Raw genomic sequence first — 26,311 nt, 5'->3', positions numbered from 1 at the left:
CGTTATTGTGCATTTTTAAAGAATTGTTGATGTTGTTCAAGTAGTTCCACTGTTAATGGCGCATCCCACTGTTTTGCATATTTCGCTTCATGTGTCGCATCCACTGTTTCGCCTTTATATAACGCCACAGGATATAATGTTAAAAGTCCTGCACGTGCATGTTCTGTAATAACATTTGCTACCTTTTCGGCTTTCTTCTCTTTCTCACCACCTTTACGGACAACTGCTACTGATTCTGTTAATGCGTAGTTACCTTCTGTTGGATCAATATATTGAATTGGTTTTCCTTCTGCCTTTGCTTTTACAGCTTGAGCACGTAAACCAAATCCTACAGCCACTTCACCTGTTAACACTTTCTTAATGGGACCTGAGCCTGAACTCTCAAGATGTGGACCTACATTCGTAATTAGATCTTTTAACACTTGTTGTCCTTCTTTTTCACCATATGCACCTAAGATTGCTTGCACAAGTAACCAACCTGTTGAAGAATCCATGATATTTGGAATGGCTACAAGATTTTTATACATCGGTTTTGTTAAGTCTTTAATCGATGTTGGCATAGGTAAGTTTTTCGACTTTAATAATTCTGTATTAACGAAGATTGCACCCATATTCCCTAAGATTGGATTCGCATATGCTGGTTTTTCAATTAGTGTTTCTTGCTTTGCTTCAATTGGTACGAATAAATCATGCTTTTGTTGTGCTGTATCAATAAAGTACGAAGCCATTGTCACAACATCTGCTTCCATCTTGTTACCTTCTGCAATCATCTTGCCACCAAGTTCCAATGTACCGATGGCTTGAATGATGTATTGTCCTTTTAGACCATTCGTATCCAATGCTTTTTTCATCTCTGCAATTGCTTCTTCATCTGCATTCGAATAGACAATCACTTGATCTGATTGTGCTGCCTTCCCACTACATCCCACCATGAATACTACGAGCATACATACGACTAAAAACCATTTCATCTTTTTCATCATTGCACCTTCTTTTCTTTTTTTAAGTACCATTCACACGCAATTTTTACGATAATATTCGTTAAGAAAATAAAAATAGATAATAAGAAAATTTCGTTGAACTGATTAAAATGCTGTAATTCTTTAATTTTTGCAGATACAATGAGTGTTTCTGTAGAGACAAGGAAGATGACACCACTCACCGTTACCATCGCTTGAATAAAGAAGTAACTAAACATTTCAATGATCGTTGATTTCATATTGGGTAAAATAATACGGAATACCGTTTTGAGCCAAGAATCTTGTAAAAGGGACGCAATCACCTCCCAATTGGCATCCATGCGTTGTAGTGCATTTTTCGCCATTAAATAAGGTGTTGTATAAAAATGGACAAAGTTGCAAAGAATGATAATCAAAAATGTCCCTTTTAACGTGCTATCATTAAATAGAAGTAAATAACCTAGACCGAGTACCATGCCAGGTACGGTATTTGTCATCATCGCAAAGAAATCGAATGACTTCCGCCCTTTTAAATCGGTTCTCGCTCGTACTAAGGCTGTCACAAAAGTAAAGATGACACCAATTGCTGCTGTACAGAGTGCGACGAATACTGAGTTACCATATACTTGGATTAATTCACTCATCGATAAAAACTGACGAACGAAATCAAGTGTAAATGTTAGATCAAAAGGATAGGCTTTTGAAAAAGGCACAATAAACATCACGATGAAAATCGCAAGAATGATGATTGAGATGCTTAGTGCCATCATGCCAAATGTTGTATCGCGCATGCGATGCGGTGCAAGTTCCGTTCCAGAAGGATTCGTCTGATGAAAATTCAGTTTATCGACTGCTTGTAATAAGAGCACACCGAACACTGCTGGTAGTAACATAAAGACCGAAACAATCGCACCTTGTTGGAAGTTTGGAATCGCTCCGAGCATCGTTTGATAGAGTGTCGTCGCAATCACTTCATATGAACCGCCAATTGAAGCAGGAATTCCAAAGTCCGTAAAACTTAAAATAAAACTTAAAACGAAAGCACCTGCAATGGAACCCGACATCGGACGCAAAATCGTATGATAGGCTTTTCGCATTGGACGGTCACCCATAAGGTCTGCAACGAGTAAATATTTTCGGTCCACATACTGAAAACCATTTTGCATAATAATAAAGGCGGGTGGTAACGTATATAAGATGCCGCCAAGAAGTAGACCGTTAAATCCATAAATCGTAAACAGTGGCTCACCACCGAATAACTTCGAGAAAATTCCTTGATTACCGAATGCATAGATGAGTACAAAACCATATGTGATTGTTGGTAAAAACATCGGGAAAATCACGCTATACTGAATGAACTGCTTCATGGAACCTTGAATCCGCGTCATCGCTACGGTATAACTAAGAATGAAAGCTAAAATCGTCGTACTCAGCGCAACGAGTGTCGAAACTTTTGTACTGTTCCATAGTGCGGTCATGAGTGCTGTATTTTGCAGTGCTTCTACATAACCCGAAATCGAGAAACCTGCATCTGTTTGCAACGATTGAAAACCGATGAAGCCAACAGGTAGACAGAGAAAGACGAAGAAAAAAGCAATGAGCGGAATCGACGTAACATTCAACCACTTCGTCGTATTAAACATAGGCTTCACCGAATAAGCGATAAATATTTTGGCGTTTTACATGTAGCTGCTTCAAAATGAAGTCTTTCACAAAAGGGTTACTTGGGCGCTGAATAATATCTTCTGGTGTCCCGCACTGTGCAATCTTGCCGTCATTGACAATAATGACTTGGTCCGACATCGTCAGTGCTTCTTCTGGATCATGTGTGACAATGATTGTCGTTAAATTGAATTCTTTTGCGATTTGTTGAATGCGTTCTTTAATCGACTCTTTCATAACACCGTCAAGCGCACTAAGTGGCTCATCCATTAAGAGAATTTTCGGCTGCATGATGAGTGTGCGTGCGATGGATACACGTTGTTTTTGACCACCTGATAATTCATGGACTTTCTTTTTTAAATGTGGTGTTAAGTCTAAAAACTCGATATAGCGCTGAATTTCTTCTTTTGAAATTTTGTCTTTTTTATTTTTCAATCCGTAGACGATATTGTCATAGGCATTCAAATGCGGAAAAAGTGCATAGTCTTGGAATACAATATTAAAGCCGCGTTTTTTCATTGGTGTATGTGTTACATCTTCCCCGTCAAAAAAGATTTGACCTGAAGATACATCTGTTAATCCAAGAATCATATTTAAAATGGTGGTTTTGCCGCTTCCACTAGGTCCTAATAAGGAAACGATCTCCCCTTTTTGAATCGTTACATTAATTTCTTCCAGTATCGTTTGATTTTTATAGCGTTTGCTGACATGTTGTAACTGTAGCAAATCGTCCACCTCCCGTTTCTTACTTTTATTATAGGGAGTAAATGTAAATGAAAAAGAAGATTTTTGTAAATGTTGAGTAAATGTTGAATAACTAATTACAAAGTGTTGACTATATCGTTTATAATAAAGATAGAAATGAGGTGAAGTTGACCATGTTCCCAATGAAAAGACGGGCAACGATTTTAGATATGCTACAACAAGAGAAGATGATGAAGTTACCGATTCTTGCGGAGCGTCTTGGTGTTTCAATGGAGACACTACGTCGAGATATTGCGGTATTAGTAGAAGAAGGTGCTATCGAAAAAGTATATGGTGGGATTAAATTAAAAGAAGAACCACTTGGTGAGTCATTGATTGAGCAGCGCCTCCATCATGCACTACCAGAGAAAAAGCAAATTGCGACCTATTGTCGTAGTCTCATTCAAGAAGGTGATTGCATCTACTTAGATAGTGGTTCGACAACACTACAATTAGCACATCTATTACAAGATGTTCAGCGACTGACGGTTGTCACGAATTCACTGCCGATTGTTATGGCACTCATGCATACAGAAATTGAGGTGCTTTTAATTGGTGGTAAGTTAAGACGATCTGAACAGTCCATTACGACCTATGATTTTCTATTTAACTTCGACCAATTAACGATTCATAAAGCGTTCATCTGTGCGAGTGGTGTCTCACTAGAAAAAGGTGTTTCCGATTATAGTTTAGAAGAAGCGACTACACGTAAAAAGATGATTGAGATTGCGACGCACACGTATTTAATGGTTGATCATTCCAAATTTGAGCGTGATGTATTCGTTCATATCGCACCGCTTAGTGCTTTTGATACGATTATTACAGACGAGCAATTAGAAGACGCTACTTATGAAACATATGTAGATGCAGGAGTTTCTTTACATCGTGCTACCTAAAAAAAAAGAAGTCATCACAATGAAGCGATGACTTCTTTTATTTGCATAAATGAACTATTCTTTTAGCGGTACTTGTACTTCTCCTTTTAAATAAGCAGGGTACATGACAAAATCTCCTGTTAGTGGTTGCTTATATTTTTTTGGATTCACAGGAATAATATTCACCCCATTTTCTCGGTAAGAAGTATCATCTACTTCTTTTCCGTTTGCATCATATAACTGAATTTGCGGTATATGTTGCTCGTTTTTGGGAATGATGCGTAACTCATCTTCTTTCAATACATACGTAACAAGTGTATTATTTGGCTTTTTAATGACTTGTTTTTTCTTTAAATTCACGATGAGTTTTTCTTCGCCCTTTTCAAGTGCTTGAATAGATGAAAGCACCAGTCGCGGTTCTTTCAACGATTTAAAGTAATCACCTTGTAAATAGTACGTGCTGCCTTCTTTGTCTTGTAAACTGCCCGTCGAACGCAATCCTTCATGTAATGTTGCGACTTTTTTCTTCCCGTCATATAGCACCATTTCTTCAATCATTAGAATGTTTTTCGTATTGGAAGCAGCTGCTCTTATAGTTACGAGTGTTGTGAGTGGATAACGACTCACTTGAAGCAACTCCATCTTCTGTCCATCCAGTTCTATCATTTGTTGTTTTGCGAGTATTTTCGGCTCCAATAGCTTTTTTGTTAGATGAATAGGGAAACGGAACTTTTCGTCTTTTCCGTCAATCTCCACTGTTAAATCAAGTGTAAAATCTCGTTTTAATTCTGCACCGTATAATTGAATGACACCATCTAATCTTTTGACAGGAGATGGTTTTTCTACTGTTGGTGACATAGAAGATTCACTTGTATATTCTTCTTCGTCAATTGCAGTATCGACCCACTGGTTAATGAGATGTTTGTTAGGGTTTGTCAGTCGATAGCTAATGACCATTTTCGCACCATCAAAACTAATTTGCTGAATCGTCACCTTTACATCTTTTTTAGTGATGGTATAATCAATCTTTTCGACATATTCATGTTCGAGTGCTGTGCGCAAGCTTTCATCGTGTTTAATCAATTCAACAAAACCTGCGAATACAGGGATTTTCGATAGTGCATCTGCCACACTGGGATTAAAACGAATGAGGGCTAGAAAAAGGAGGACTACAACGGCTACGCCGCCACTCCACTTCATTCGCTTTCTTCGTTTTTGCTGTTTTTGATATTGTTTTTTTCCTTGTTCAATCTGTTTATTCACTTGGTCTTTTGGGACAGCAATCTCATCTAATTTTTTAAAGACATATCGTTTTTTCAATTTCTAGACACCTCCTAATCGCTTGCGCATCTTTTTTAAAATTGTATGTAACCTCGATTTAACTGTACCTTCTGGTAATTGCAGTTGTTCTGCAATTTGTTTATTTTGATAGTCCTCGAAATATTTTAAATAAATCAGTTCACGCTGCTCCACTTCTAATTCATCTAATGCACGATATAAATCAATATGCACTTCTTCCTCATAGCCTTTTTCTTGTAAAACAGGCAATGTTCTCTGTTTTTTTCTGTTTAAATCAGCACACACATTGAGCAAGATTCGAATAAGCCACGTTTTAAAATAGGTCGGTTCTTTCAATGTATGTATGCGGGTTAAACAACGAATCGTCACTTCTTGTATGGCATCGAGTGTATCGGGTTCATTTCGTAAATAACTATAGGCAATACGATAAAGTACATCCTGATGGTGTTGTAATAATAAAACACAAGCATCTTGATTTCCTTTGATTGCTTGTTGAATGAGTTTAACGTCCATTTCACCCCTCCTTTTCTATTAGACTGTTCATGTTCGTATTTCGTTCAACTTTTTTTCCTTTTATTAAAAGGGACTATTCAGGGTATAGGGAATTAGATGTTACTACGATTGAATTTTCAGATATTTAAAAGGAGGTTTTGCTGTGACATCTCTACATGACCACACATAAAAAACCCGTAACGCCCATCATGCGCTACGGATTTTTTATTATTTTGATACTGTATTTTTCTCTGCAGCTTCAACCATTGCTTCTTTCATATACTTTAGCCCGAATAGTGCGCCTAAAAATAATACGACACTTGCATAGAACGTCCACGGACCAAATGTATGCGTATAAAATGAAATTAAAATGACAATCCCGATTAAATAACTAAAAATCGGTGTAATCATCGACTTTAATCCACTTAACCCCTTTTGTTTACGCTTCGCAATTAATGCCAGTAAAGATAATACCAATACCACAATCATCACTAAATACATGGAATCATTACTCATATAGAAAACCCCTTTTCCACATCCCTCTTGGAAAAGTATAACATATGAAAACGTATTTTTACATAAAATACATTATTTTTTCTCTATATCACTTCTTTTTTCTCTTTCAAACCTTTTTTTAATAAGGTTTTTGCATCGCTAATGTCTTGATAGCATGTAAGAAAGAGACATTGTGATAACTGATTCGCTCGATTTCTCTCGCATCAAATGTCGATAATAATTGTCGACTCAATTGTTGCACTTCCATACTGTAGTCTGCTGTTCCTAACATTAAAAAAGGAATGGTCCAATCATATAGTGCATCCATTTTTTGTAACTGTCTTAGCGCATCAATTCGCACTTTCCATTGAAAATGACGACTAAACAGACAATAGTATTGCTGTTTTTCAATATGCCCACACATTTCTATATACTTTTGTGGTAATCGTTCATTATAAATGATTTCTGGTACATGAATCGTTGCATAACCAAGCGATACTTCATGCCAAATCGCAGCTTCAACCGATGCATTCATTTTCAATAAGAGTTGTTCTGCTTGGCGCTGAACAACGGGCGGGAAAAATGTGATGTGATCTAATGTAATGGATTGTAGATTATTCACACGAGTAGCCTCCTTCTTTTCTAAACTAAGTATAGAAAAGAAGCTTTAAGCTACTATGAATGCTTTGTAAATTTTTACATGCGAATAATGGTGCGTCCAAGATGTCGTCCTTCTTGCAGTGCTTGTAAAGTTTCCTTCGCTTCATGTAGCGTAATTTCTTCTACATGCGCTTGTGACATAATTGACCATTCATTTGAAAAGCGATGCCAAATCGGTAAACGCGCATCATGTGGCATTTGTACAGAATCAATGCCGAGTAAACGAACACCGCGTAAGATGAATGGTAGAACCGTTGTTGTCAGTCCGATACCGCCTGCATTGCCACACATCGTCATACTGCCACCGTAGCGTAGTTTTGCGATGCACTGTGCAGCAATTTCGCCACCTACTGTATCAATCACATAATCATATGTTTCTTTTTCGAGAACTTTTCCTTTTGTTGCTTCGAATTCTTCTAGTGTCACAACATGATCTGCACCAAGTGCTGTTACAACATCACGTTGGTAGTCTTTACGAATCAGTGCAGAGACATTTTCATAACCTGTTGCTTTTAATAATTGAATGGCAATACTACCTACACCACCTGAAGCACCTGTTACGAGAATCGACGGTTGATGTTCTGCTTTCATGCCGTCTTTTTCAAGTGCATCTACTGATAATCCAGCTGTGAAACCTGCTGTACCAATCACCATAGCATCACGTAAAGATACGTTTTGTGGGAGTGGTACAATCCATTCAGCTGGCACTTGCGCATATTCTGCAAAGCCACCTGTATGCGACATACCCATTGTATAACCTGTTACGAGAACTTCTTGTCCTACTTGAAGATGTGGTACAGTTGTTTCGACAATCACACCACTCAAATCAATCCCAGGAATCATCGGGTAATTTCGAATGACCCCACCTCTTGTTTTTACAGCCAAACTATCTTTATAATTAATAGATGAGTACGCAACTTGAATTAGTACTTCACCGTCTGATAACATGTCTTTTGTAATGTGTTCAATTGCATAGTTCACTTCTCCATCGACTTCACGTACAACCATCGCTTGAAATTGTTCCATCTTCATACACACCTTCCTATTTTCAAATAGTTCTATTATAGAAATGTTCTATAATAGAAAGGTAACATATTTTAGTTATTTGTTCAATAATTTCGAATACATAGAAGAAATGAGGTTTTCCAATTGGAATTACATCAATGTTTAAATTTTTTATTAAGTGTCTCACAACATCAAGTCCATCAACATTTAGCAGACGAATTAACACCTTATGAATTAACACCGACACAGTATGGTATTTTAAATACGTTATGGACACATGGTGAGCTAACACCAAAAGAAATTGGAAGTTTTCTTCATTTAAAAGCTTCCTCCATCTCAACAGTTTTAGATAAAATGCAAAAGCAACAGTTAATTGAAAGACAGGTTGACCCTAGTAACCGTCGAACGATTTTAGTGACAGCTACAGAGAAAGCAAAAGCATTACAACCGGATGTAGAACAAGTTATTCAGAAGATGAATCACCACTTCCTTAATAAATTAGAAGCAGATGAAGCAGAAAAGCTGATTGCGACATTACAAAAATTGATTCAATAAATAGAAATAGAAACCACGTTGCTGTGTGGTTTCTATTTTTTATGACCAATTAGACTTCTAACTGTAGCCAGCCTTCTGGTTGTTCGATTCTCTCCCAGTCACTTGTCATTTCGTCTTCAGTTAATAAGCATGTATCCAGCGCTTGTATAATCTCCTCTTTTTCTAATTGGATACCGATGAGTACGAGTTGTGTTTGGCGATCTCCATATTGGTCATCCCATTCTTCACGCAGCTCAGGTTCTTCTTGTAAATAAGCTTCTTGTTCTTCCTTAGATAAAGAACCAATCCAATAACTAAGTGGCGATAGTTGAACAGATGCACCTGCTTGTGAAAATAGTAAGGCGATATGGTTCGGTTTAGCACACCATACAAAACCTTTGGCACGTACAATAGATAACGGCATATCTTCTACAAATTGCTGGAAACGAACAGGGTGAAACGGTCTTTTACGTCGATAGACGAAGGAGCCTATACCGTATTCCTCTGTTTCAGGTGTATGATGTGGCGTATTCAACTCCTGTAGCCAACCTGCCGAAGCCGCTGCTTTTTCAAAGTCAAATCGTTCTGTATGCAAAATATCAGCTGGTGCAACGCGCCCATATGAACTATGAATGATTTTAGCTTCGGGTTGAATGACACGTAATACACGCTCTAGTTGTTCTAATTGCTCAGCTGTAATTAAGTCCGTTTTGTTTAAAATGAGCACATCACAAAACTCAATTTGATCAATCAGTAAGTCAGCTACATCGCGGTCATCTTGCTCATCATTTCCTTCATGACGTTCACGCAATGTTTCACCTGATTGAAAATCGGTCCAAAAACGATAGACATCGACAACAGTCACCATCGTATCTAATGTACAATATTTGGCTAAATCAATCCCCAATTCCTCATCAATATATGTAAAAGTTTGTGCTACAGGTATTGGCTCGCTAATTCCTGTTGATTCAATCAATATATAATCAATATTGCCTTTTTGAACAAGTCGCTCTACCTCAATTAACAAGTCCTCTCTTAATGTGCAGCAAATACAACCATTCGATAACTCAACAAACTTTTCATCTGTTCGAGATAAACCACTCTCATGCGATACAAGTGATGCATCGATATTAATCTCACTCATATCATTCACAATGACTGCAATACGCATACCTTGTTCATTTTGTAATACATGATTTAATAATGTTGTTTTGCCAGCCCCTAAATAGCCACTTAATACTGTAACGGGAATCTTTTTCATCTTAATAGCTCCTTTTCTTAAAACGTAATGATTACGCTTTATAAAACCGTAAAAATTTTTTCATCACAAATAGTAATGATTACGATTTAAAATATTACACTGCTTCTTTTTACATGTCAAACCATTTTTTAATACTTTCATAAAAAAAGAGATATCTCACCGTAATGAAATACCTCTTTTCCTCTATTTCGGACGTTGTTCAAGCGCATGTACAAATTGTTGTAAGATTGTATGAAGTGATTGAGCTTGTGTCACATCCATACCAGAAGCAGCAAATACATCTTCAGATACGCATTGTAGTTGCTCTCTTAATTGAAGTCCTGCAGCAGTAAGTGTCACGCATAGTACACGCTCGTCTTCTTGTGAGCGCTCACGACTCACATATCCTTGTGCTTCTAATTTTTTCATTAGTGGCGTTAATGTGCCTGAATCTAAAAATAACTTTTTTCCTAAATCTTTGATTGAGATGGACTCATCTAGGGGTATAGCAAGTAATGTGATGTAACCTGTATAGGTTAGGTCGTATGCTTTTAATCGTGATGTATATTCTTTAATGACTTCTTTTGAAGAAACATAGAGTAGAAAACACAATTGATCATCTAATGTCGTCATGGTCAATCCTCCGTTCATATCTTCTCTATTTTAAAAAGAATCATTATACTTGTCAAACGCAATTTAATTGTGTACAATTAAATTGTTCAAAACTTAATTGAAAGGTGTGTTTTATAATGAAAGAAATTTACACAACAAAAATGGTGAATACAGGCGGACGTAATGGAGAATCTGTAGCAGATGACCGTTCATTCCAAGTGAAAATCGCGCCTCCAGGTTCTAATGTAGCAGACGCAACAAATCCAGAGCAGTTATTTGCGGCAGGCTATAGCGCTTGCTTCAATAGCGCACTTGACTTAGTGAAGCGTCAAAAAGGCATTAAAGGAAAATCAACGATTAGCGTAACGGTTCGTCTATTTGAAAAAGCAGCTGCTGATTTTATTTTAGCAGTGGAGATTGTTGGTCATATTGATGACGTATCACGTGAGGAAGCACTTGAACTACTGCATATGACACATCAAGTATGCCCTTACTCAAAAGCAACAGCTGGCAATATTGATGTTGAAATTAAAGCAGTATAAAAATACTAAACAAAAGGCTTCGACATCATTTATCATGTCGAAGCCTTTTGGCTGTTTAACTTACTTTTCGTAATGGTTCTACGCTAGGTTTTCCAAATAGGTAGCCTTGAAACAATTCATAACCACATGCTTTTAACCATTCAAAATCTTCTTCACTCTCTATTCCTTCAGCGAGTGGGGTAGCACCAATCTCCATGGCTTTTTCTAAAAAGGCACGCGCGATTTGTTGTTTCTCTTCATTTTCGCTAACGCCTTGTACATATTTAATGTCTAGTTTCATATAATGTGGTTGAATTTGATCAAGCATCTCCATCGTACTAAATCCTTCCCCTACATCATCTAGTGCGTATTTAAAACCACGCTCATTATAATAATTTAAAATATTCTTCAAATGTTCCACATCGTCCACTTGTTCTGTTTCAACTACTTCAAAAACGAATTGACTTGGATTAATGTTTAGTTGATTTGCTCGATGAATCGTTGATTTTAAACAAAATTCAGGTGAATAAATAGATGTTGGAATAAAGTTGATAAACGTTTTCTTTTGAAGAATTGCTGAATAACTAACTGCTGTCATACGACATAGACGATCTAATGCATAAAGACGACCTCGTGCACGTGCAGCTGAAAAGATTTCATTCGGATAAATCATCGAGCCATCTTCACGTGTAAAACGTGATAACACCTCATATGCATAAATTTCTTTATCGCGCGTAACAATCGGTTGGGAATAACTGATTATACGTTTTTCACGAATGACCTCATCCAACCATTTTGTTTCTAAAATACTTTCTAACTCCGTCATCGGTTTCCAATCTTGATTTTCTACTCGGAATTGCATCTCTGCTAAATCCATATGTCCTGTACTAAAGTCTAAAAACTCTTTTGCTCCTTGCTCATTCATATAGAGACTATTTTTTTCTACTGTTAGTTCTAATTGACGACGTTTAAAAAACTGTTGAATGGATGGTATGACTGTTTGGTTTTCTTTACTCATCAATTGAATTTCAAATTCTAACTCTAAAACTAAACAACTTCTGCAAGGCATATCATATTCCCCTTTTTCCTTTTATTTTACGAATAAATTCTTGTTTGATTACGACCGTTTTCCTTTGCTTTATATAACGCACGATCCGCTCGTTCAAGTAATGCCCCAATCGTTAGTTGTTGTTCGTGTTGCATGAGTGTATAAATACCTAAACTAACTGTGATATAGGGTGATACTTGTGATAAGGTATGTGGAATATTTAGACTTTCAACTGTTTGGCGAATGCGATTAGCAATCACTGCTGCTTCTTGCTCTGTTGTATTTGGTAGTAACACACAAAATTCCTCACCACCAACTCGAAAAATAAAATCTTGATGACCTAAATCATTTTTGATACTCATTGCTACACGTCTTAAACAGCGATCACCTGCAACATGCCCATATGTATCATTAAACTGTTTAAAATAGTCGATATCCAGCATAAGAAGTGAAAATGGTTGGTGATGTAACTGAAATTCTTGTATATGTTTTTCAACAATTAAATTAAGCAAGCGACGATTATAGACACCTGTTAATTCATCCGTATATATTTTTTGTTTAAGTGCTTTTGTTTCAGCTTGGAGTTCCAACATCTTATTTTTTTGTTCTGTAATATCACGTGAAATAAAGATAAATTCATCTCGTTGATATTCTGTTGTGAATAGACACTTTAACTTTGTTTCAAACCAAACATATGAACCATCCTTACGATAAATACGGTATGTGATTGTTTGGATCTCAGTTTGAAACTGTGCTACTTTTAAAAATCCTTGTAATTCTGCTTGGTCTTCTGGATGCAAAAAAATATAAATTGAATGATCTAGTAGTTCTTCTATTTCATACCCCAATATATTCTTACAGATTGGTGATGCAAATGTAAAACATCCATCACGTGTATGTAGCGAAATAAAATCAGTTGAATGTTCTGTTATGAGTCGATAATGTTCTTCTTTACGTGTAAGTGATAATTCCGCTAATTTACGATCCGTTATATTAATATGCGAGATTACCGCACCACATAATTCTCCTCCCTCTACTACGAGTGGTGTTACTCTTAATAAAAACCACCTCAAATGTTTCTGACTATGACATGGATACTCAAACGTATAAATAGAACATTTACCTTCGAGTACGCTCACAATACCTGCTTTTACGTTCTCTTGACACACGTGTAAATAATTCAGTCCTATATAATTACTGCATACATCTTGAAAGTTCTCATCTGAAAAACGAATCCATGCTTTATTCACAAAAAGTATAGTTCCTTTATGATCAATAAGTGCTACTTGATCCGTTAGTGAATCTAAAATAGCTTGACTCATATCTACCATGATATACTTCCTTCCGATTGAATTCTAAGCCTCTCTAATTATCTAGTAGAAAAACAATACAACGAAAATCTTTTTTTGTATTTCTTTCTTCATTTTACAATTTTTTCGATAAAAATGAAAAGTAGAACGATTCGACTACATTCGGAATATTCTTATTGTACTGAAAGTCATAAGAAATAAATAGAAAACAATTTTTACTATAGAATTCGTTGTAGTTGCATTACATAATTTGAGAAAAAGAAAAAACCGCGCAATTGCACGATTTTTTCTTTGAAGTTAAGAACCTTTATGGAACATCCCCACAACTTCTGTTGTTTCTGTAATATTTACAAATGCATGTTGATCCGTTTGTTGGATTAAATCTTTTAACTCGGCTAATTGATATTTTGTAATAACCGTCATTAAAACTTTACGGTGTTCGCCCGAATATGCGCCTACACCATCTGAAATAGTTACGCCGCGATATAAGTTTTGAAGCAGCATTTGCTTCATCTCTTCGCCTTTTGCTGTAATAATCGTTAATGTTAATTTTACATGGTTCGTATGAATTGTGTCGATAACTTTACCTGTTGCATAAATCGTTACTAATGTCATTAAGGCTGCGTCCCAGCCGAAAATAAAGCCTGAAGCAATGACAATCACAGCGTTCATAGCCGATAGTAAAGCGCCGATTGGAAAATCTGTCTTTTTCGCAAGCAACATCGCTAAAATATCGAAACCACCAGATGAACCTGATGCGCGGAACACAATTCCGATTCCGACACCCGTTATAATCCCACCGAATAAAGCAGCGAGTAATGGTTCATGTGTTAATTCCATTTGTGGAATAATATATAGACTAGCGGATACAACGACCACTGAAAGAATCGTATAACCAATAAATCGTTTACCTAATTTCCATACACCAAGTACGAGTAATGGTAAATTTAAAATTAAGTTCAATACCCCTGTATCAATTGGATATAATAATCCAAGCATAATGGCGATACCACTTAGACCACTACTTAAAATATGATGTGGAATAAGTAGCCAGTTGTACGCAAAACCGACAAGTGATGAACCAATGATAATCATACATATGTTTTTCATATTTTTCATGTTTCTTTTCCCCTTACATCCCTTTATGTTGATTCCCTTTCCATCTATTATAAACAACAAAACTCGTTTTATTATTTAATAGTTTTTTCTGAAAATCACATAAATTAAGTCTTGGTAAGGGTCTAAATTAATCCATGTATTTATAAGATTGCTTAAATTCTAATGTATAGCGGCCATTCGCTGCTTGATTCAACTCTTTTGTCAATTCTTGTCCTCTCTGATGATACTGTTTTTCGAGATGTTCTCCTCCATGTATCATGGTTCCTGTTTTAGAATCAAGCCAATTTTCATGATCTCTTTTCCAAAAGAGCCATTTTTGTTGTAATTCAGGTGTAAGTTGCAATATTTCAATTGGCATACTCTCATTACACTTTGCGCATAGTAAAAATGCTGGTTTTCCATTTGGCTGTATATAAAATGATGTCGTATTGTGACACATAAAACATCCATCCTTTCCTTTTATGTACTCGTTTTTTTATCTCCTTTTTATAAAAAAAGCACGAACCTTTTAAAAGATTCATGCCCGATTGACATTCGTAGTCTATGTATAAGCGAATGTTATTGATTTTTATTTGTACGCTTCATCACGACTAAGATTACAATTGCTAATACAATAAGTCCCATAGCAGCTACTGAAAAAAGCCATATATCTTGTTGCTTGATTTGAAGTAAATTCAAAAAAGATGAAGTTGTTTCTTCATTATCTGTAAGTGATGCAACATGGTCTACAGATGAACCGACAATTGTATTGATTTTTAAAAAGCTCATGAACAACCTCCTTACTCTATTGTATTAACATTTACAACGCAAATCAAACATAAATTTTACATTTTTTTCATATTAACTTCAAAATCATTCGATACAATCAAAATATAAAAAGGAGGCTAGATTATGTATGCCTATATTTTTGATGAAGAACAAACTTTTGAATCTGTAACTTCTCAAACGATTGAATTTATTGAATCGTTTTTCTCAATTGAATTACCAAATAGTTATAAAAAACTGATGATGATGCACAACGGGGGCTCATTAGCCTATTCTACCTTTTCTTCTCGTAAATTACGTGAAGATTCGATTGAGATCGATGTATTTCTGCCTCTTTCTATACACGAAGGAGTTATTGAATCAAAACAGATTACCACACAGCTAGACATCGATGAACGCTATATCGTATTTGCATGTAGTCATCATATTTTTATTGCTTTTGATTATACAGTGCATAGAAAAGGTAACCCACCTATTGTTTTCATTCACCGTCATACGAAAGAAGTCATAAAAGTCGCACGCCACTTTAGATCATTTATAAAGAAGTTAGATACAGCGTACATGGAAGAGACAAATGATTTCATTTATACATCTCGTCAATTTGAACGCTATGTAAAAAAAGGAAAATCAACAACACATATTGCCGCTTGTTTCGAACAATTCTCCTATGAAGCAAATGACTTTGAATGGTATAGTCAATTGGCTATTTATACATTAAAGAGAAAGCAAGATACACAGCTTGCATGGTATATTGGTGCTGGCCTTCTTCAACAAATAAAACTTCATCCACATGAGCGCTGGCCTTTAACTTCACTTCAAGAAGCAATCAACTTGTTACAGGCCTTCCATGATCCCTATACAAGAAAGCTTGGAAAGCAGTTACAAGCTAAACTGATGAAACCTGAGATGCTAGTATTTTAAATATATAAAATCCTGTATGATTCGAGAATTATACAGGATTATTTATTCTTTAAATGTGCATTTATTTTTATAAACGGTTTTTATTATTTTATATATAGACTAGAGAGGTATATTTATAATTAATTTAAAATGATTATCGAATTTTTTATTACAAATATTACAAGATTATTTCAAAATATGGTATGATGTCCATGTATTTTATTATAAAGGAGTGGTTATTTGAAAAAGCATTTACGTCCGATTGCCGCACTAAGTTTAGGTGCGCTACTATTCGCAACACCTCTTAGCTCTACACAAGCTGTACAAAAACAACAGAATCTAACACACATGGTTCAAACAACATCTGATGATTCAGCATACGAAAAAAATAAATTGATTATTCGCTCGACAAAAGAATTTACAGCACGCGAATTAAAACAGTTAAATGCAACGAAACAAGAACGTATTTCAGCAATTCAGTATACGGTACTGTCGTTCAAGTCTGAAAAAGCATGGAAAGCTGCAATCCCAAAATTAGCAAAAATGAAACAAGTTGAACGTATATCACTAAGTCCAATTTATAAAAAATTAGGTAATGTCGATCCAAAAGCAACAAAACAAGCTTTACATAAGCTACTGCAATCTCCTGCAGCTCAAAAGTTACAAGGGAAAAATAAAATCAAAGTTGCAGTCATTGATGAAGGTGTCGATGCTACACACCCTGATTTACAAAAAAATATTGTGGCAACAAAGAATACAGTTAATCCTTTACATGTAGCAGAAAAAGGTTCACATGGCACACATGTCGCGGGCATTATTGGCGCAGTAAAAAATAATGGTATTGGCGGATATGGTCTGAATCCGAACGCACAAATTTTAGGATATGATGTGTTCAATGGTTCAGACGGTGCGTACGATTACATCATCTCAAAAGCGATAATTCAAGCGACAAAAGATGGTGCAAAAGTTATCAATATGAGTCTTGGTTCTGCTTCCCCTTCTCCTGTAATGGATGAAGCGATTGCGTATGCACACGAAAAAGGAGTTACAGTCATCGCAGCAGCAGGTAATACAGGCACAGATCAAAAGCAATACCCTGCTAGTTATAAACATGTTATTAGTGTTGGCTCTGTTGGTAATACGAAAAAGTTAAGTGACTTCTCTTCTTACGGTGTATCGACAGATATTGTAGCACCTGGTGAAGATATTTATTCGACAAGTTATCAAAAACGTGGTGCTTCATTTGAAAAAATGAGCGGTACGTCGATGGCTTCTCCTGTTGTAGCAGGCATTGCATCACTGATTTTATCGAAAAATCCAAACTTAACACCTGATCAAGTAGAATATATTTTAGAACATACAGCGACTGACTTAGGTGAAAAGGGTTTTGATGCAAAGTATGGATTTGGGCTTGTAAATCCCGTAAAAGCGATGCAGTTCAATCCGAAAAATATTCCTGTTCAAACAACAAAACAGTGGAATGATGAGGAAATTAAACATAGTGCGGAAGATGCAACATTTAACAAAACCGTTACAAAATCACTGAAACAGCGATACGAGCAGCAATGGGTTCGTGTCAACGTTACGAAAGGTCAACCTATTCAACTAACAGTAAAAGGTGATAAGTTAGCTGATTTACAACTAGACGTTCGTTTTTATGGTGATGAATCTTCTCAAAAAGCAGTTTATAACAGCGCCCGTGAAAACGAAGTAGAATCTAAATATATCGAAGCACCATTTGACGGGGTTATGACTGTAGGTGTGAGCGACGTGAATGGTCGCATTAGTCAATCACCATATGCACTTGATATACAAACAGGCATGTTCCCTGAAGATGAATCAAGTCGCGAGCAAGTGGCTGAATTAACAGACTTAAACACAACAATTGATAATCAATATTTCCAACCACTTGGTGAGGTGGATGAAGATGTCTTCCATTTTAAAGCTACAAAAGATGAACTTGTATCGCTTACACTGTCAAATATTCCAAATGTAACGACGAGCGTGATTGTATATGACAAACAAGGGTTTAATCCTCCTGAGGATGCAACAGAAGAAGTATCACCGATTGTACAAGGCAATAGTTTAAAAGCAAATACGGAGAATACACTATCATTTGCGACAAAAGCTGGAGAGGATTACTATATTGTTCTTAAAAATACAGCTGATGCTGAGATTACTTTTGAACAATTGCTTCAAATGATGATGTCTGGTCAAGAACCAAATTTTGAAATGAAGCCAGAGAGTGCTCTATTCCCTTACGAAGTAACATTTGCGACAAAAGCGATGCCAGCAGATGAAGATCAACTTCCGTATGTTGGAGAAGAAGAACTAAATTTTGAAAATGAAGTAGAACAGATCAAGGCATTAGGTCGTCCGTTTGATTTATCAAAAGAGGTAACGGGTCATTTACAAGGTTCGAGCGACTACGATGCGTATCATTTTAAAACGAATGCGGACGGTATTTATAAACTACACATTCAAACGAAAAATATGCGTAATTTACCGAACGTAGTATTAGCTGAAGCGATGACGGAAACAGTAGATGGTCAAGAAATGGTGTATTTAGAAGACATTTATGATAATACGAGTGACTATGCTGCGGATGGTTCTTTCATGATGATGGGCTTAAAAGCGAATACAGAATATGTCCTACGTGTTGACGCAAATTATGACCAAACCATTCCATTTGATGGCTATACATTAAAAGCGGAAACAATCAAAACGAAGGTGGCTGATTCATTTGAAGCAAATAACCAGCCTGAACAAGCTGCATCATTCCCGAAATCAGGTAAATTAATTGCCAATGTTTCAACATTTAATGATGTAGATTTTTACTACTATGAAGCACCAAAAACAGGTATTTATAGTGTAGATTATCAGTTAAAAAATTTAACAAAGAATGATTTACAAACATTGCCTACATTATTGCACAATCGTTATATTTCAACAGTTCGATTAGTACTCGACAAGAATCATAATAAACGTTTAGATGCCAATGAAATGGAATCTTCTATTTATTTAGAAGATATGCAAAATGATTTATCTTTACATTCTGGTGTCGAAATGAAAAAAGGTGAACATTACTTTGTCGCAGTTCAGCCAACGGCATTTGAAGCATTTATGTTCTCTGCTCGTCCATATGAATTAGCGATTCAAGCAGCTCCTTCAGTCGATGAAGATGCAAAAAGTGTCGTTAAAAATAATAAGCCTTCGAAACCAATTGCTTTCAAGAAAAAATCAACTTCTACTGTTTCAGCTTCTGCTTACATGAATGCGGGCTTTACAAACGGTGATGCCGATTGGTTCGTCTATAAAGCAACGAAAAAAGGCAAATTAACGGTAACACTTGATGTGCCAACAAGCCTAGACGGTGTATTAGAAGTCTATAAAGATGGTAAACGCCTATCCAAAATGGATCTTTACGGTGACGGCGATGCCGAAAAACTGACATTGAACGCATCAAAAGGAACGTACTATTTCAAAGTAACAGACCGCTTAAAACGCGCGTCGATTCAACCTTATACACTAACGGTCAAAAAATAAGAAGTAAAAGAGGGACTTAGACAATTCATATTGTCAAAGCCCCTCTTTTTTTATACGATTTAATTGCTTGATTACTTCTGCTTCTTTTAAAAATCGTCCATGTTTCTTCTCTTTAGGAAAGGCGCTTGCATCAAATAACTCAAAATGACGATTTATCCATTTTTCTCGCCAAATATGATGTGACTTTTCTACAATTTGTCGCTCTGTTAAACCGTCATGTTCAAATGCATCACAATCAAAATCATCTACTCCAAACTCAAAACCACAACAGGAACATATTTCATTACTTCCAGCGAAGTCATCGTAATATGGGGGTTCTGCTAATCCCTCATACCCACAAATGGGGCATGTATATCGCGCACACATATTTTATTCCTCCCTAATTTTTAATTCTTTCACCTTTCAAGTATCCTTTATATCATAACATTCTATAGGGATTGGCTATTTTAGGCATCCTTTTAATACAAATTTACGTCATATAAATCACTGCATCGACAAAAGCTTTGTGTTATGATACAAAAGCAATTTATTTACGGGAGTGATTCTTTGAAACCAACAATTTATAAATGGGTATCGACAGTGGCAGCTTCTGCCCTACTATTAACAGCTGCATTACCAGCACCAGTTGCACAGGCAACTAATTCTTCAATTCAAAAAAATCTTACAAAAAAATCCTATGCAAAACGTACACTTGTTATTCAGTCTTCAAATGACTATACATACCAAGAGATTCAGCAACTGAAAGGTACGATTATACAACAAATTCCAGATCTGCACACAATGGTTGTTCAGTTTAAAACAGATGAAGCGATGAAAAAAGCGATTGATTGGTTTTCACAAGACGCTCGATTTGAACGCCTCTCTCTAAGTCCATTGTATGAAACTTCTGGACAAACGGATGAAAAAGCATCTTTACAATATACGCATCAATTATTTCAAACAAAAAAGCTAATGCAACAAACGAAAAAGAAAAAAATTAAAGTTGCTGTCATTGATACAGGTATTGATGCGAATCATGTTGAATTAAAAGGTCAAGTCAAAAAGGCACTAAATATCGCGAATCCCATGAAGGCACAAGTCAAAAAATCACATGGTACACATGTTGCAGGAATTATAGCAGCGAAAATGAATAATGGTATTGGTGGATATGGTGTTAATCCAAATGCTGAAATTCTATCTTACGATGTTTTCAATGGCTCTGAATATGCTGCTGACTATGATGTCGCAAAAGCGATTCTCCAAGCGATCAAAGATGGCGCAAAAGTGATTAATTTGAGTTTAGGTAATGAATTATATTCACCTCTTGTCGACCAAGCTGTGCAAAAAGCACATGCAAAAGGAGTGGCGGTATTCGCAGCTTCTGGTAATGATGATACAGATCGCCCAGACTACCCTGCTTCATTAGAGAATGTCATCAGTGTTGGCTCAGTGAATGCGAAGAAAAAGCGTAGTGACTTTTCGAATTATGGAGCATCACTCGATTTAATGGCTCCTGGTGAGGATATTTATTCCACTTCTTATGATGCGACACGTGGCTCAACTTTTGAAACGATGAGTGGCACATCGATGGCTTCACCTGCTGCTGCGGGGATTGCTTCTTCTCTACTTATCAATCACGCTTATTCACCAGAGCAACTTGCCTATGTACTTGAAAAAACAGCAAAAGATCTTGGCACAAAAGGTTATGACTTAAAATACGGTTATGGTTTCATTCAACCACTGGCAGCTCAAAATTTTAAAGGGAAAATCCCGACATTTACATCAAAAAAATGGACGAACGCAACCATTTTAAAAGATGCTACGGTTATAAAAGGAACACAGACGAAAAAAGGGACACTTAAACAACCGAATGAAACAAAGTGGTATCAAGTACCTGTGAAAAAAGGTGAACTAATCCAAGCTACTGCCTCATCTAACAACGTAACGGATTTAAAACTTGTTTTAAAAACTTTCGGTACAAAAGTTCAAACAAAAACGATTCAAGATACGGGCGCTGGTGAAAAAGAAGCGGGATTTGTACAGGCAAAAGAAGATGGTACAGTCGCAATCGGTGTTAAAAATGTATATGGACACACTAATACACCTTATGCACTAGATATTTTAAAACAGTCTAGTAAACCAAAAGATGAAGCTTCGATTGAAAAACCGATGGCATTAAAAAGTACAAATACAAAAGTATATGGACTATATATGAACGAAACAGCTGATGGAGTTGACCAAGACGCCTTTCATATAAAAGCAACCAAAGATGAATTAGTTCAAGTTCAAACATCTGCTCTACCTGGTGTCGACCTTTCGATTGAAGTCTACAAAAAACAAGATTTATTAAATGAAGAAAGCAGTGCACCACTTGTTTCGATTAATAAAAATGGTATTGGAAAAGCTGAATATGCTTCGTTCCCTGCCACAACAGGTGAAGAATATGAAGTTATCGTATCGAACAGTAGCAATAGTGAAGCAATGCCTGAAGAAGATGTCCTTAATCAATTAAAAGAAGGTGTTGTCTCACCAAAAGCATCTTTACTGCCTTATCAACTGACATTATCAAGTCGTACGATGCCAGCCGATGAAGATTCAATCATATTCAATCCAGAAACAAGCCAAAAAATAGATCGTACAAACCCGACTAAAGTGTATACACTCGAACAATTATTTAAGAAAAAAGGCCGACCATTTGATGTAGTGAATGGTGTAGAAGGCTTTTTACAAGGTTCAACTGACTTAGATGGTTATTACTTCAAAACCACTACTTCTGGTTTTTATGAATTTAATACTGCTGTCGCACACGCTGCTGAACAACCTTCTGTCACAATTTATGAAGTACAAAATGATCCAAAAACAGGTATGCGTTCAGAAGAATTTTTAGCTTCCAATAGTACAGAAGACGGTATTATGAAGAAAAAAGCCATTGCGAGTTTACAAGCAAATACGACGTATCTAGTAGAAGTTGGTGTTGGCTCAGTTGGCTCGATTCCGAAAAATGGCTATCGTGTCACAGCGAAAAAATTACAATCAAATATAGTAGACAAATACGAGCAAAACAATGTACCTGAACAAGCAAAAACGATTCGTGTAAATCAAAAAGTAACAGCGAATTTTGCACGTCCAAACGATGTAGACTTCTATTACTTTAAAGCACCGAAAGACGGTATCTATCAAATGAAGATGGATTTAAGTCCATTTGATGATACGAAGTATTCAAAAGAATGGCATAATCTGTACACGAAGTCTATTACGGTTTATGAAGATAAGAATCATAATCACAAAATGGATGGGAATGATTTATCTGCATCTAAGCCTGTTGGAAATGACTTAAATGGTGAGCCAATCAGCGGTTCAATTGAAGCGAAAAAAGGTGATACATTCTTCGTATTAGCTCAACCTACTGCATTTTTAACAACGGATCTATTCTCGATTTATCCTTATGAGTTAAAAATTCAACAAGGTGTAACGAAAGATGAAGATGCAAAAAATAAAGTAAAAAATAATCGCCCTTCTCACCCGATTTCATTAACGAAGAAAAGTGCCTCGGTTTATGAAAAAACAGGTTATCTAAATCCTGGCCATCTACAAGGTGATGAAGACTGGTATGCATTCAAAAATAAAACAACGAAAAAAGTGCGTTTAGCATTAAGCGGCGCGGCAGATTTTGACCCTGTCATCACGTTATATGCAAATGGTAAAAAACTTAAAACATTCGATGCATATGGTGTAGGTGATGAAGAAATCGGCTCTTACACATTCAAGAAAAATACAACTTATGCGATTAAAGTAAAAGACCGTCAAGGAAATGCATTTGCAGATCCTTATAAATTACGTCTAACATTACAAAAATAACAATTAAAACAGGAGGAAACGAATATCGTTTCCCCTGTTTTTTTAATGGGATGGTCTACTATTTGAAAATACGGGAACGGTTATATGAATGAAGTGACTAGGAGGCGAAGTATATGGAAAATCGTTCAAAACTATTTTTATTAATTGGGATTGTTGCATTCATTATCATTAGTGCTACCTTTTATATTGCGATTAAACCAAAGGATGTTGTCGATACACTCGTCACCGATTCAGATCGCTTTGAAATCGTTGTAGACCGTATTACTTTGTGGAATGTCTCACAGGGTGAGCCGCATCAGCAAATCTTCACTGCAACAAAGGGTGAACCGCTCTATGAAAAAACGCGTAAGACACTTCAACAATGGCGTATAAAAAGACAATGGTTTCAAAATGAAACACCCATTCAGTATCACTATAAAATGGCATTAATTGATGAAGAACGACCTAAAACAACGACCGTCATTTGGATTTCAAAAGACGATGCTCTCTCTGCCTATAATAAAAACTATACACTCATCCACGGTTCTGTTCACCAACTCGTTACAGAAAAGTGAGGCTGACATTATTTGTTTAAGCCTCTTTTACTTTTATGAACCTGTTTTTTTATTTTCATATATAGACTAGCGAGGTTTATTTAAAAAATAACTTGCAGGTCTTTTACGACCTACAAGTTATTTTTAATTATACGAGTTGTTCAAGTGCTTGCATCGCTTCTAGTACACGTTCACTCGTTATTTCACCAATTGGCATTAAATGAATGGACTCTGTTGGAATCGTTGTTTTTTCAGCTACTTCTTGTAATTGTTGAGCTGTTACTTCTGTTAAACCTAGCTCTTTTAATGTTTGAGGAAGATGTAGTTCCTCATAAAATGCACGTAATGCTTGTACTTCTTCTGGACGATTTTCAAGCATTAACTGTACACAAATTCCGTAAGCCACTTTTACACCATGTAACAACGCATGACTCTCCTCTAAAGCCGTTAATCCATTATGAACTGCATGTGCACCTGCTGTACGCCCGTAATGATCACCATAACCTCCAACCATACCTGCATACATGAACATCACTTCTACCACTTGAATAAAGGCATCATTTAGTACACCTTCATCCATCGCACGTAAAGCCTCTTTTGAATCGCGTAGTAGTAACTCTTTACACTGTTTCGCTGCTTCATACGAAATCATGAGCGGTACAGGTAAATGCTCAATCGTACGTAATTGTACAGCGGCTTCATACCACTTCGCTAATGTATCACCAATACCCGCAACGAATAAATCACGCGGCGCATGAAGTAATAACTTCGGCTCAACTAATAATAAACTCGTCGCAATCGGATAGATATCATAATGATGGAATGCCCCTTCATTATCATAAATAACACTTAGTGGTGTCCACGGTGCGCAGTTAGATGCTAGTGTCGGTAAAACAATCACTTGTTTATGTAATTCATTCGCTGCTGCTTTCGCTAAATCAATTACCTTTCCTCCGCCTAAAGCAACAATCGCATCTACTTCTTTCGCTTTTGTTACCACTTTATCAATCTCAGCGAAAGAACATTCACCTTGATATGTATAAAAAGTTTCTGTCATACTCGGCATCTCTGGCCAATACGCTTTTGCAGCTTCATATGATTTCGTCCCTGTCACAACAAGGATACTTTGGATGCCACGTTGTTGTAATTTTTCTTCTAATAATTCAAAAGCACCTTCTTTTAAAATATATTCACTTGGTGCTGCATGTACTTCAATTGTTTTCATGATGATTGCCTTCTTTCTTTGTATGCTATTTACTATGATAAACGATTTTCAGAATATTTTATACTTTAAAAATAAAATGAATTCACAAAAAAGATGCTTTTTTCACTTTAATTGACAATTACATGCTTTTCTTCTATCGTTAGTTTATTCATGTTGGAATATCTAAACGATTCCAACAAAGTAAATGACTTGGAGTGAATTGAACATGAATTGGGCTTTATTAAAAAAGACAGTTTTGGCGAGTGTACTTGGCATCTCGTTAGTTGGCGGATCGATGTTAAACCCAATCGACACAACACCGAAAACCGTTACAGCGGCTTCGCTTAAAACCGTATCACTTGTACGTGCGACAGATGGTGATACAGCAACATTTAAGTATAAGGGAAAGAATATGAAAGTGCGCTTCCTACTTGTTGATACACCTGAAACGGTCCACCCTTCTAAGGGAGTTCAACCTTATGGTAAAGAAGCAAGTAACTATACGAAGAATCGCTTAAAAAACGCAAAAAAAATTCAACTCGATTTTGACCGTACAGGCTATAAAGGTGATAAATACGGACGTAAATTAGCGTATGTATATGTTGACGGTAAAGACTTGAATTTAGAACTTGTGCGTAAAGGCTATGCTCGCGTTGCATATGTTTATGCACCGAATACGAAATATAAAACGAAATATTTAGTTGCGCAGTCTAAAGCAAAAAAAGAAAAGTTACGTATTTGGTCTAAGAAAGGTTATGTAACGAACAGCGGTTTCGCTTCTAAAAAACCTTCTTCTACTGTGACAGTCAACACATCAAAGACATTTAAAAACTGCACTGAATTACGCAAAGTCTATCCAAATGGTGTACCGAAAAGTCACCCTGCTTACCAAGCAAAGATGGACCGCGACCACGATAACTGGGCGTGTGAACGCTAATGAATAAAGGAAGT

At 36.3% G+C, this 26,311-nt stretch carries 25 protein-coding genes; 8 read left to right on the top strand and 17 right to left on the bottom strand.

The window, feature by feature from the left end; all coding sequences use genetic code 11:
* Positions 1-2: 2 nt before the first annotated feature.
* The 3 genes from ACKVQX_RS08260 to ACKVQX_RS08250 are packed head-to-tail and all read right to left on the bottom strand — an operon-like array spanning position 3 to position 3,347.
* Positions 3-980, bottom strand: coding sequence for an extracellular solute-binding protein (locus tag ACKVQX_RS08260; RefSeq protein ID WP_409136193.1), 978 nt, complete (start codon positions 978-980; stop codon positions 3-5).
* Positions 980-2,602, bottom strand: coding sequence for an ABC transporter permease subunit (locus tag ACKVQX_RS08255; RefSeq protein WP_285216361.1), 1,623 nt, complete (start codon positions 2,600-2,602; stop codon positions 980-982). The genes ACKVQX_RS08260 and ACKVQX_RS08255 overlap by 1 nt, the downstream gene beginning before the upstream one ends.
* Entirely contained in the window at positions 2,595-3,347 is a 753-nt protein-coding gene (locus ACKVQX_RS08250) for an ABC transporter ATP-binding protein (protein WP_121177312.1), read from the bottom strand. The genes ACKVQX_RS08255 and ACKVQX_RS08250 overlap by 8 nt, the downstream gene beginning before the upstream one ends.
* 152 nt (positions 3,348-3,499) lie before the next feature.
* Between ACKVQX_RS08250 and ACKVQX_RS08245 the strand changes: the two genes are divergently transcribed.
* Positions 3,500-4,261, top strand: coding sequence for a DeoR/GlpR family DNA-binding transcription regulator (locus ACKVQX_RS08245; protein ID WP_121177314.1), 762 nt, complete (start codon positions 3,500-3,502; stop codon positions 4,259-4,261).
* Between the two features lie 54 nt (positions 4,262-4,315).
* On the opposite strand, the gene ACKVQX_RS08240 is transcribed toward ACKVQX_RS08245, so the two are convergent.
* The 5 genes from ACKVQX_RS08240 to ACKVQX_RS08220 all read right to left on the bottom strand — a co-directional run bounded on the left by ACKVQX_RS08240 (position 4,316) and on the right by ACKVQX_RS08220 (position 8,218).
* Positions 4,316-5,560, bottom strand: a complete 1,245-nt coding sequence (locus ACKVQX_RS08240) for a DUF4179 domain-containing protein (RefSeq protein WP_409136192.1) — start codon at positions 5,558-5,560, stop codon at positions 4,316-4,318.
* A 3-nt stretch (positions 5,561-5,563) separates the two neighbouring features.
* Positions 5,564-6,052 carry a sigma-70 family RNA polymerase sigma factor gene (locus ACKVQX_RS08235; RefSeq protein ID WP_068453486.1) on the bottom strand — a complete coding sequence of 163 codons (489 nt, stop codon included), beginning with the start codon at positions 6,050-6,052 and terminating at the stop codon, positions 5,564-5,566.
* A gap of 207 nt (positions 6,053-6,259) precedes the next feature.
* Complete coding sequence (locus ACKVQX_RS08230) at positions 6,260-6,547, bottom strand: hypothetical protein (protein ID WP_087680717.1); 288 nt, start codon at positions 6,545-6,547, stop codon at positions 6,260-6,262.
* Positions 6,548-6,665: 118 nt separating this feature from the next.
* Complete coding sequence (locus ACKVQX_RS08225) at positions 6,666-7,148, bottom strand: hypothetical protein (protein ID WP_087680716.1); 483 nt, start codon at positions 7,146-7,148, stop codon at positions 6,666-6,668.
* A gap of 74 nt (positions 7,149-7,222) precedes the next feature.
* Complete coding sequence (locus ACKVQX_RS08220) at positions 7,223-8,218, bottom strand: YhdH/YhfP family quinone oxidoreductase (protein WP_368634102.1); 996 nt, start codon at positions 8,216-8,218, stop codon at positions 7,223-7,225.
* A 117-nt stretch (positions 8,219-8,335) separates the two neighbouring features.
* Between ACKVQX_RS08220 and ACKVQX_RS08215 the strand changes: the two genes are divergently transcribed.
* Positions 8,336-8,746: a MarR family winged helix-turn-helix transcriptional regulator gene (locus ACKVQX_RS08215; RefSeq protein WP_068453494.1), complete on the top strand. Its 411-nt coding sequence runs from the start codon at positions 8,336-8,338 to the stop codon at positions 8,744-8,746.
* Positions 8,747-8,795: 49 nt separating this feature from the next.
* Here the strand turns inward: ACKVQX_RS08215 and ACKVQX_RS08210 are convergent, their stop codons facing one another.
* Both ACKVQX_RS08210 and ACKVQX_RS08205 read right to left on the bottom strand, forming a co-directional pair.
* Positions 8,796-9,986, bottom strand: coding sequence for a GTP-binding protein (locus tag ACKVQX_RS08210; RefSeq protein ID WP_068453496.1), 1,191 nt, complete (start codon positions 9,984-9,986; stop codon positions 8,796-8,798).
* A 183-nt stretch (positions 9,987-10,169) separates the two neighbouring features.
* The gene (locus ACKVQX_RS08205) at positions 10,170-10,598 is read right to left on the bottom strand and encodes a MarR family winged helix-turn-helix transcriptional regulator (protein ID WP_068453498.1); all 429 of its coding nucleotides are present in this window, start codon (positions 10,596-10,598) and stop codon (positions 10,170-10,172) included.
* A 116-nt stretch (positions 10,599-10,714) separates the two neighbouring features.
* On the opposite strand from ACKVQX_RS08205, the gene ACKVQX_RS08200 reads away from it, so the two are divergent.
* Positions 10,715-11,119, top strand: a complete 405-nt coding sequence (locus tag ACKVQX_RS08200; RefSeq protein ID WP_068453500.1) for an organic hydroperoxide resistance protein — start codon at positions 10,715-10,717, stop codon at positions 11,117-11,119.
* Between the two features lie 55 nt (positions 11,120-11,174).
* Here the strand turns inward: ACKVQX_RS08200 and ACKVQX_RS08195 are convergent, their stop codons facing one another.
* The 5 genes from ACKVQX_RS08195 to ACKVQX_RS08175 all read right to left on the bottom strand — a co-directional run bounded on the left by ACKVQX_RS08195 (position 11,175) and on the right by ACKVQX_RS08175 (position 15,343).
* Positions 11,175-12,167 (bottom strand): EAL domain-containing protein, encoded by a 993-nt coding sequence (locus tag ACKVQX_RS08195; protein WP_325943129.1) that lies wholly within the window; start codon positions 12,165-12,167, stop codon positions 11,175-11,177.
* A gap of 26 nt (positions 12,168-12,193) precedes the next feature.
* Positions 12,194-13,477 (bottom strand): diguanylate cyclase, encoded by a 1,284-nt coding sequence (locus tag ACKVQX_RS08190; protein WP_409136191.1) that lies wholly within the window; start codon positions 13,475-13,477, stop codon positions 12,194-12,196.
* Between the two features lie 276 nt (positions 13,478-13,753).
* Entirely contained in the window at positions 13,754-14,566 is an 813-nt protein-coding gene (locus ACKVQX_RS08185) for a YitT family protein (protein WP_068457380.1), read from the bottom strand.
* A gap of 136 nt (positions 14,567-14,702) precedes the next feature.
* Positions 14,703-15,014 (bottom strand): hypothetical protein, encoded by a 312-nt coding sequence (locus ACKVQX_RS08180; RefSeq protein WP_338838997.1) that lies wholly within the window; start codon positions 15,012-15,014, stop codon positions 14,703-14,705.
* Positions 15,015-15,133: 119 nt separating this feature from the next.
* Positions 15,134-15,343 (bottom strand): hypothetical protein, encoded by a 210-nt coding sequence (locus ACKVQX_RS08175; RefSeq protein ID WP_068453508.1) that lies wholly within the window; start codon positions 15,341-15,343, stop codon positions 15,134-15,136.
* Between the two features lie 123 nt (positions 15,344-15,466).
* Between ACKVQX_RS08175 and ACKVQX_RS08170 the strand changes: the two genes are divergently transcribed.
* Both ACKVQX_RS08170 and ACKVQX_RS08165 read left to right on the top strand, forming a co-directional pair.
* A complete protein-coding gene (locus ACKVQX_RS08170; RefSeq protein ID WP_368634098.1) occupies positions 15,467-16,261 on the top strand; it encodes an SMI1/KNR4 family protein in 795 nt (264 codons plus the stop codon).
* A gap of 219 nt (positions 16,262-16,480) precedes the next feature.
* Entirely contained in the window at positions 16,481-19,786 is a 3,306-nt protein-coding gene (locus tag ACKVQX_RS08165) for a S8 family serine peptidase (protein ID WP_368634097.1), read from the top strand.
* A gap of 33 nt (positions 19,787-19,819) precedes the next feature.
* On the opposite strand, the gene ACKVQX_RS08160 is transcribed toward ACKVQX_RS08165, so the two are convergent.
* Entirely contained in the window at positions 19,820-20,152 is a 333-nt protein-coding gene (locus ACKVQX_RS08160; protein ID WP_343174982.1) for a hypothetical protein, read from the bottom strand.
* A 180-nt stretch (positions 20,153-20,332) separates the two neighbouring features.
* Between ACKVQX_RS08160 and ACKVQX_RS08155 the strand changes: the two genes are divergently transcribed.
* On the top strand, positions 20,333-23,623 hold the full coding sequence (locus tag ACKVQX_RS08155; RefSeq protein WP_409136190.1) for a S8 family peptidase: 3,291 nt from the start codon (positions 20,333-20,335) through the stop codon (positions 23,621-23,623).
* Positions 23,624-23,736: 113 nt separating this feature from the next.
* Positions 23,737-24,177: a hypothetical protein gene (locus tag ACKVQX_RS08150; protein WP_409136189.1), complete on the top strand. Its 441-nt coding sequence runs from the start codon at positions 23,737-23,739 to the stop codon at positions 24,175-24,177.
* Positions 24,178-24,304: 127 nt separating this feature from the next.
* On the opposite strand, the gene ACKVQX_RS08145 is transcribed toward ACKVQX_RS08150, so the two are convergent.
* On the bottom strand, positions 24,305-25,381 hold the full coding sequence (locus ACKVQX_RS08145; RefSeq protein WP_409136188.1) for an iron-containing alcohol dehydrogenase family protein: 1,077 nt from the start codon (positions 25,379-25,381) through the stop codon (positions 24,305-24,307).
* Positions 25,382-25,655: 274 nt separating this feature from the next.
* Here ACKVQX_RS08145 and ACKVQX_RS08140 point away from each other — a divergent pair, with 274 nt between their 5' ends.
* On the top strand, positions 25,656-26,297 hold the full coding sequence (locus ACKVQX_RS08140; protein ID WP_231726999.1) for a thermonuclease family protein: 642 nt from the start codon (positions 25,656-25,658) through the stop codon (positions 26,295-26,297).
* Positions 26,298-26,311 lie beyond the last annotated feature (14 nt).

The organism is Kurthia sp. ISK08 (assembly GCF_046159805.1).
In the GTDB taxonomy this organism is placed as follows: domain Bacteria; phylum Bacillota; class Bacilli; order Bacillales_A; family Planococcaceae; genus Kurthia; species Kurthia gibsonii.
Note: the sequence above shows the minus strand (reverse complement) of the source record. Positions and strands in the feature narration are given on the sequence as shown.

Coding starts and splice junctions, on each gene's coding strand:
- ACKVQX_RS08260 (WP_409136193.1), bottom strand. CDS start 980: ATGAAAAAGATGAAATGGTTTTTAGTCGTATGTATGCTCGTAGTATTC.
- ACKVQX_RS08255 (WP_285216361.1), bottom strand. CDS start 2,602: ATGTTTAATACGACGAAGTGGTTGAATGTTACGTCGATTCCGCTCATT.
- ACKVQX_RS08245 (WP_121177314.1), top strand. CDS start 3,500: ATGTTCCCAATGAAAAGACGGGCAACGATTTTAGATATGCTACAACAA.
- ACKVQX_RS08235 (WP_068453486.1), bottom strand. CDS start 6,052: ATGGACGTTAAACTCATTCAACAAGCAATCAAAGGAAATCAAGATGCT.
- ACKVQX_RS08230 (WP_087680717.1), bottom strand. CDS start 6,547: ATGAGTAATGATTCCATGTATTTAGTGATGATTGTGGTATTGGTATTA.
- ACKVQX_RS08220 (WP_368634102.1), bottom strand. CDS start 8,218: ATGAAGATGGAACAATTTCAAGCGATGGTTGTACGTGAAGTCGATGGA.
- ACKVQX_RS08210 (WP_068453496.1), bottom strand. CDS start 9,986: ATGAAAAAGATTCCCGTTACAGTATTAAGTGGCTATTTAGGGGCTGGC.
- ACKVQX_RS08205 (WP_068453498.1), bottom strand. CDS start 10,598: ATGACGACATTAGATGATCAATTGTGTTTTCTACTCTATGTTTCTTCA.
- ACKVQX_RS08200 (WP_068453500.1), top strand. CDS start 10,715: ATGAAAGAAATTTACACAACAAAAATGGTGAATACAGGCGGACGTAAT.
- ACKVQX_RS08195 (WP_325943129.1), bottom strand. CDS start 12,167: ATGCCTTGCAGAAGTTGTTTAGTTTTAGAGTTAGAATTTGAAATTCAA.
- ACKVQX_RS08190 (WP_409136191.1), bottom strand. CDS start 13,477: ATGGTAGATATGAGTCAAGCTATTTTAGATTCACTAACGGATCAAGTA.
- ACKVQX_RS08185 (WP_068457380.1), bottom strand. CDS start 14,566: ATGAAAAACATATGTATGATTATCATTGGTTCATCACTTGTCGGTTTT.
- ACKVQX_RS08180 (WP_338838997.1), bottom strand. CDS start 15,014: ATGTGTCACAATACGACATCATTTTATATACAGCCAAATGGAAAACCA.
- ACKVQX_RS08175 (WP_068453508.1), bottom strand. CDS start 15,343: ATGAGCTTTTTAAAAATCAATACAATTGTCGGTTCATCTGTAGACCAT.
- ACKVQX_RS08170 (WP_368634098.1), top strand. CDS start 15,467: ATGTATGCCTATATTTTTGATGAAGAACAAACTTTTGAATCTGTAACT.
- ACKVQX_RS08160 (WP_343174982.1), bottom strand. CDS start 20,152: ATGTGTGCGCGATATACATGCCCCATTTGTGGGTATGAGGGATTAGCA.
- ACKVQX_RS08150 (WP_409136189.1), top strand. CDS start 23,737: ATGGAAAATCGTTCAAAACTATTTTTATTAATTGGGATTGTTGCATTC.
- ACKVQX_RS08145 (WP_409136188.1), bottom strand. CDS start 25,381: ATGAAAACAATTGAAGTACATGCAGCACCAAGTGAATATATTTTAAAA.
- ACKVQX_RS08140 (WP_231726999.1), top strand. CDS start 25,656: ATGTTAAACCCAATCGACACAACACCGAAAACCGTTACAGCGGCTTCG.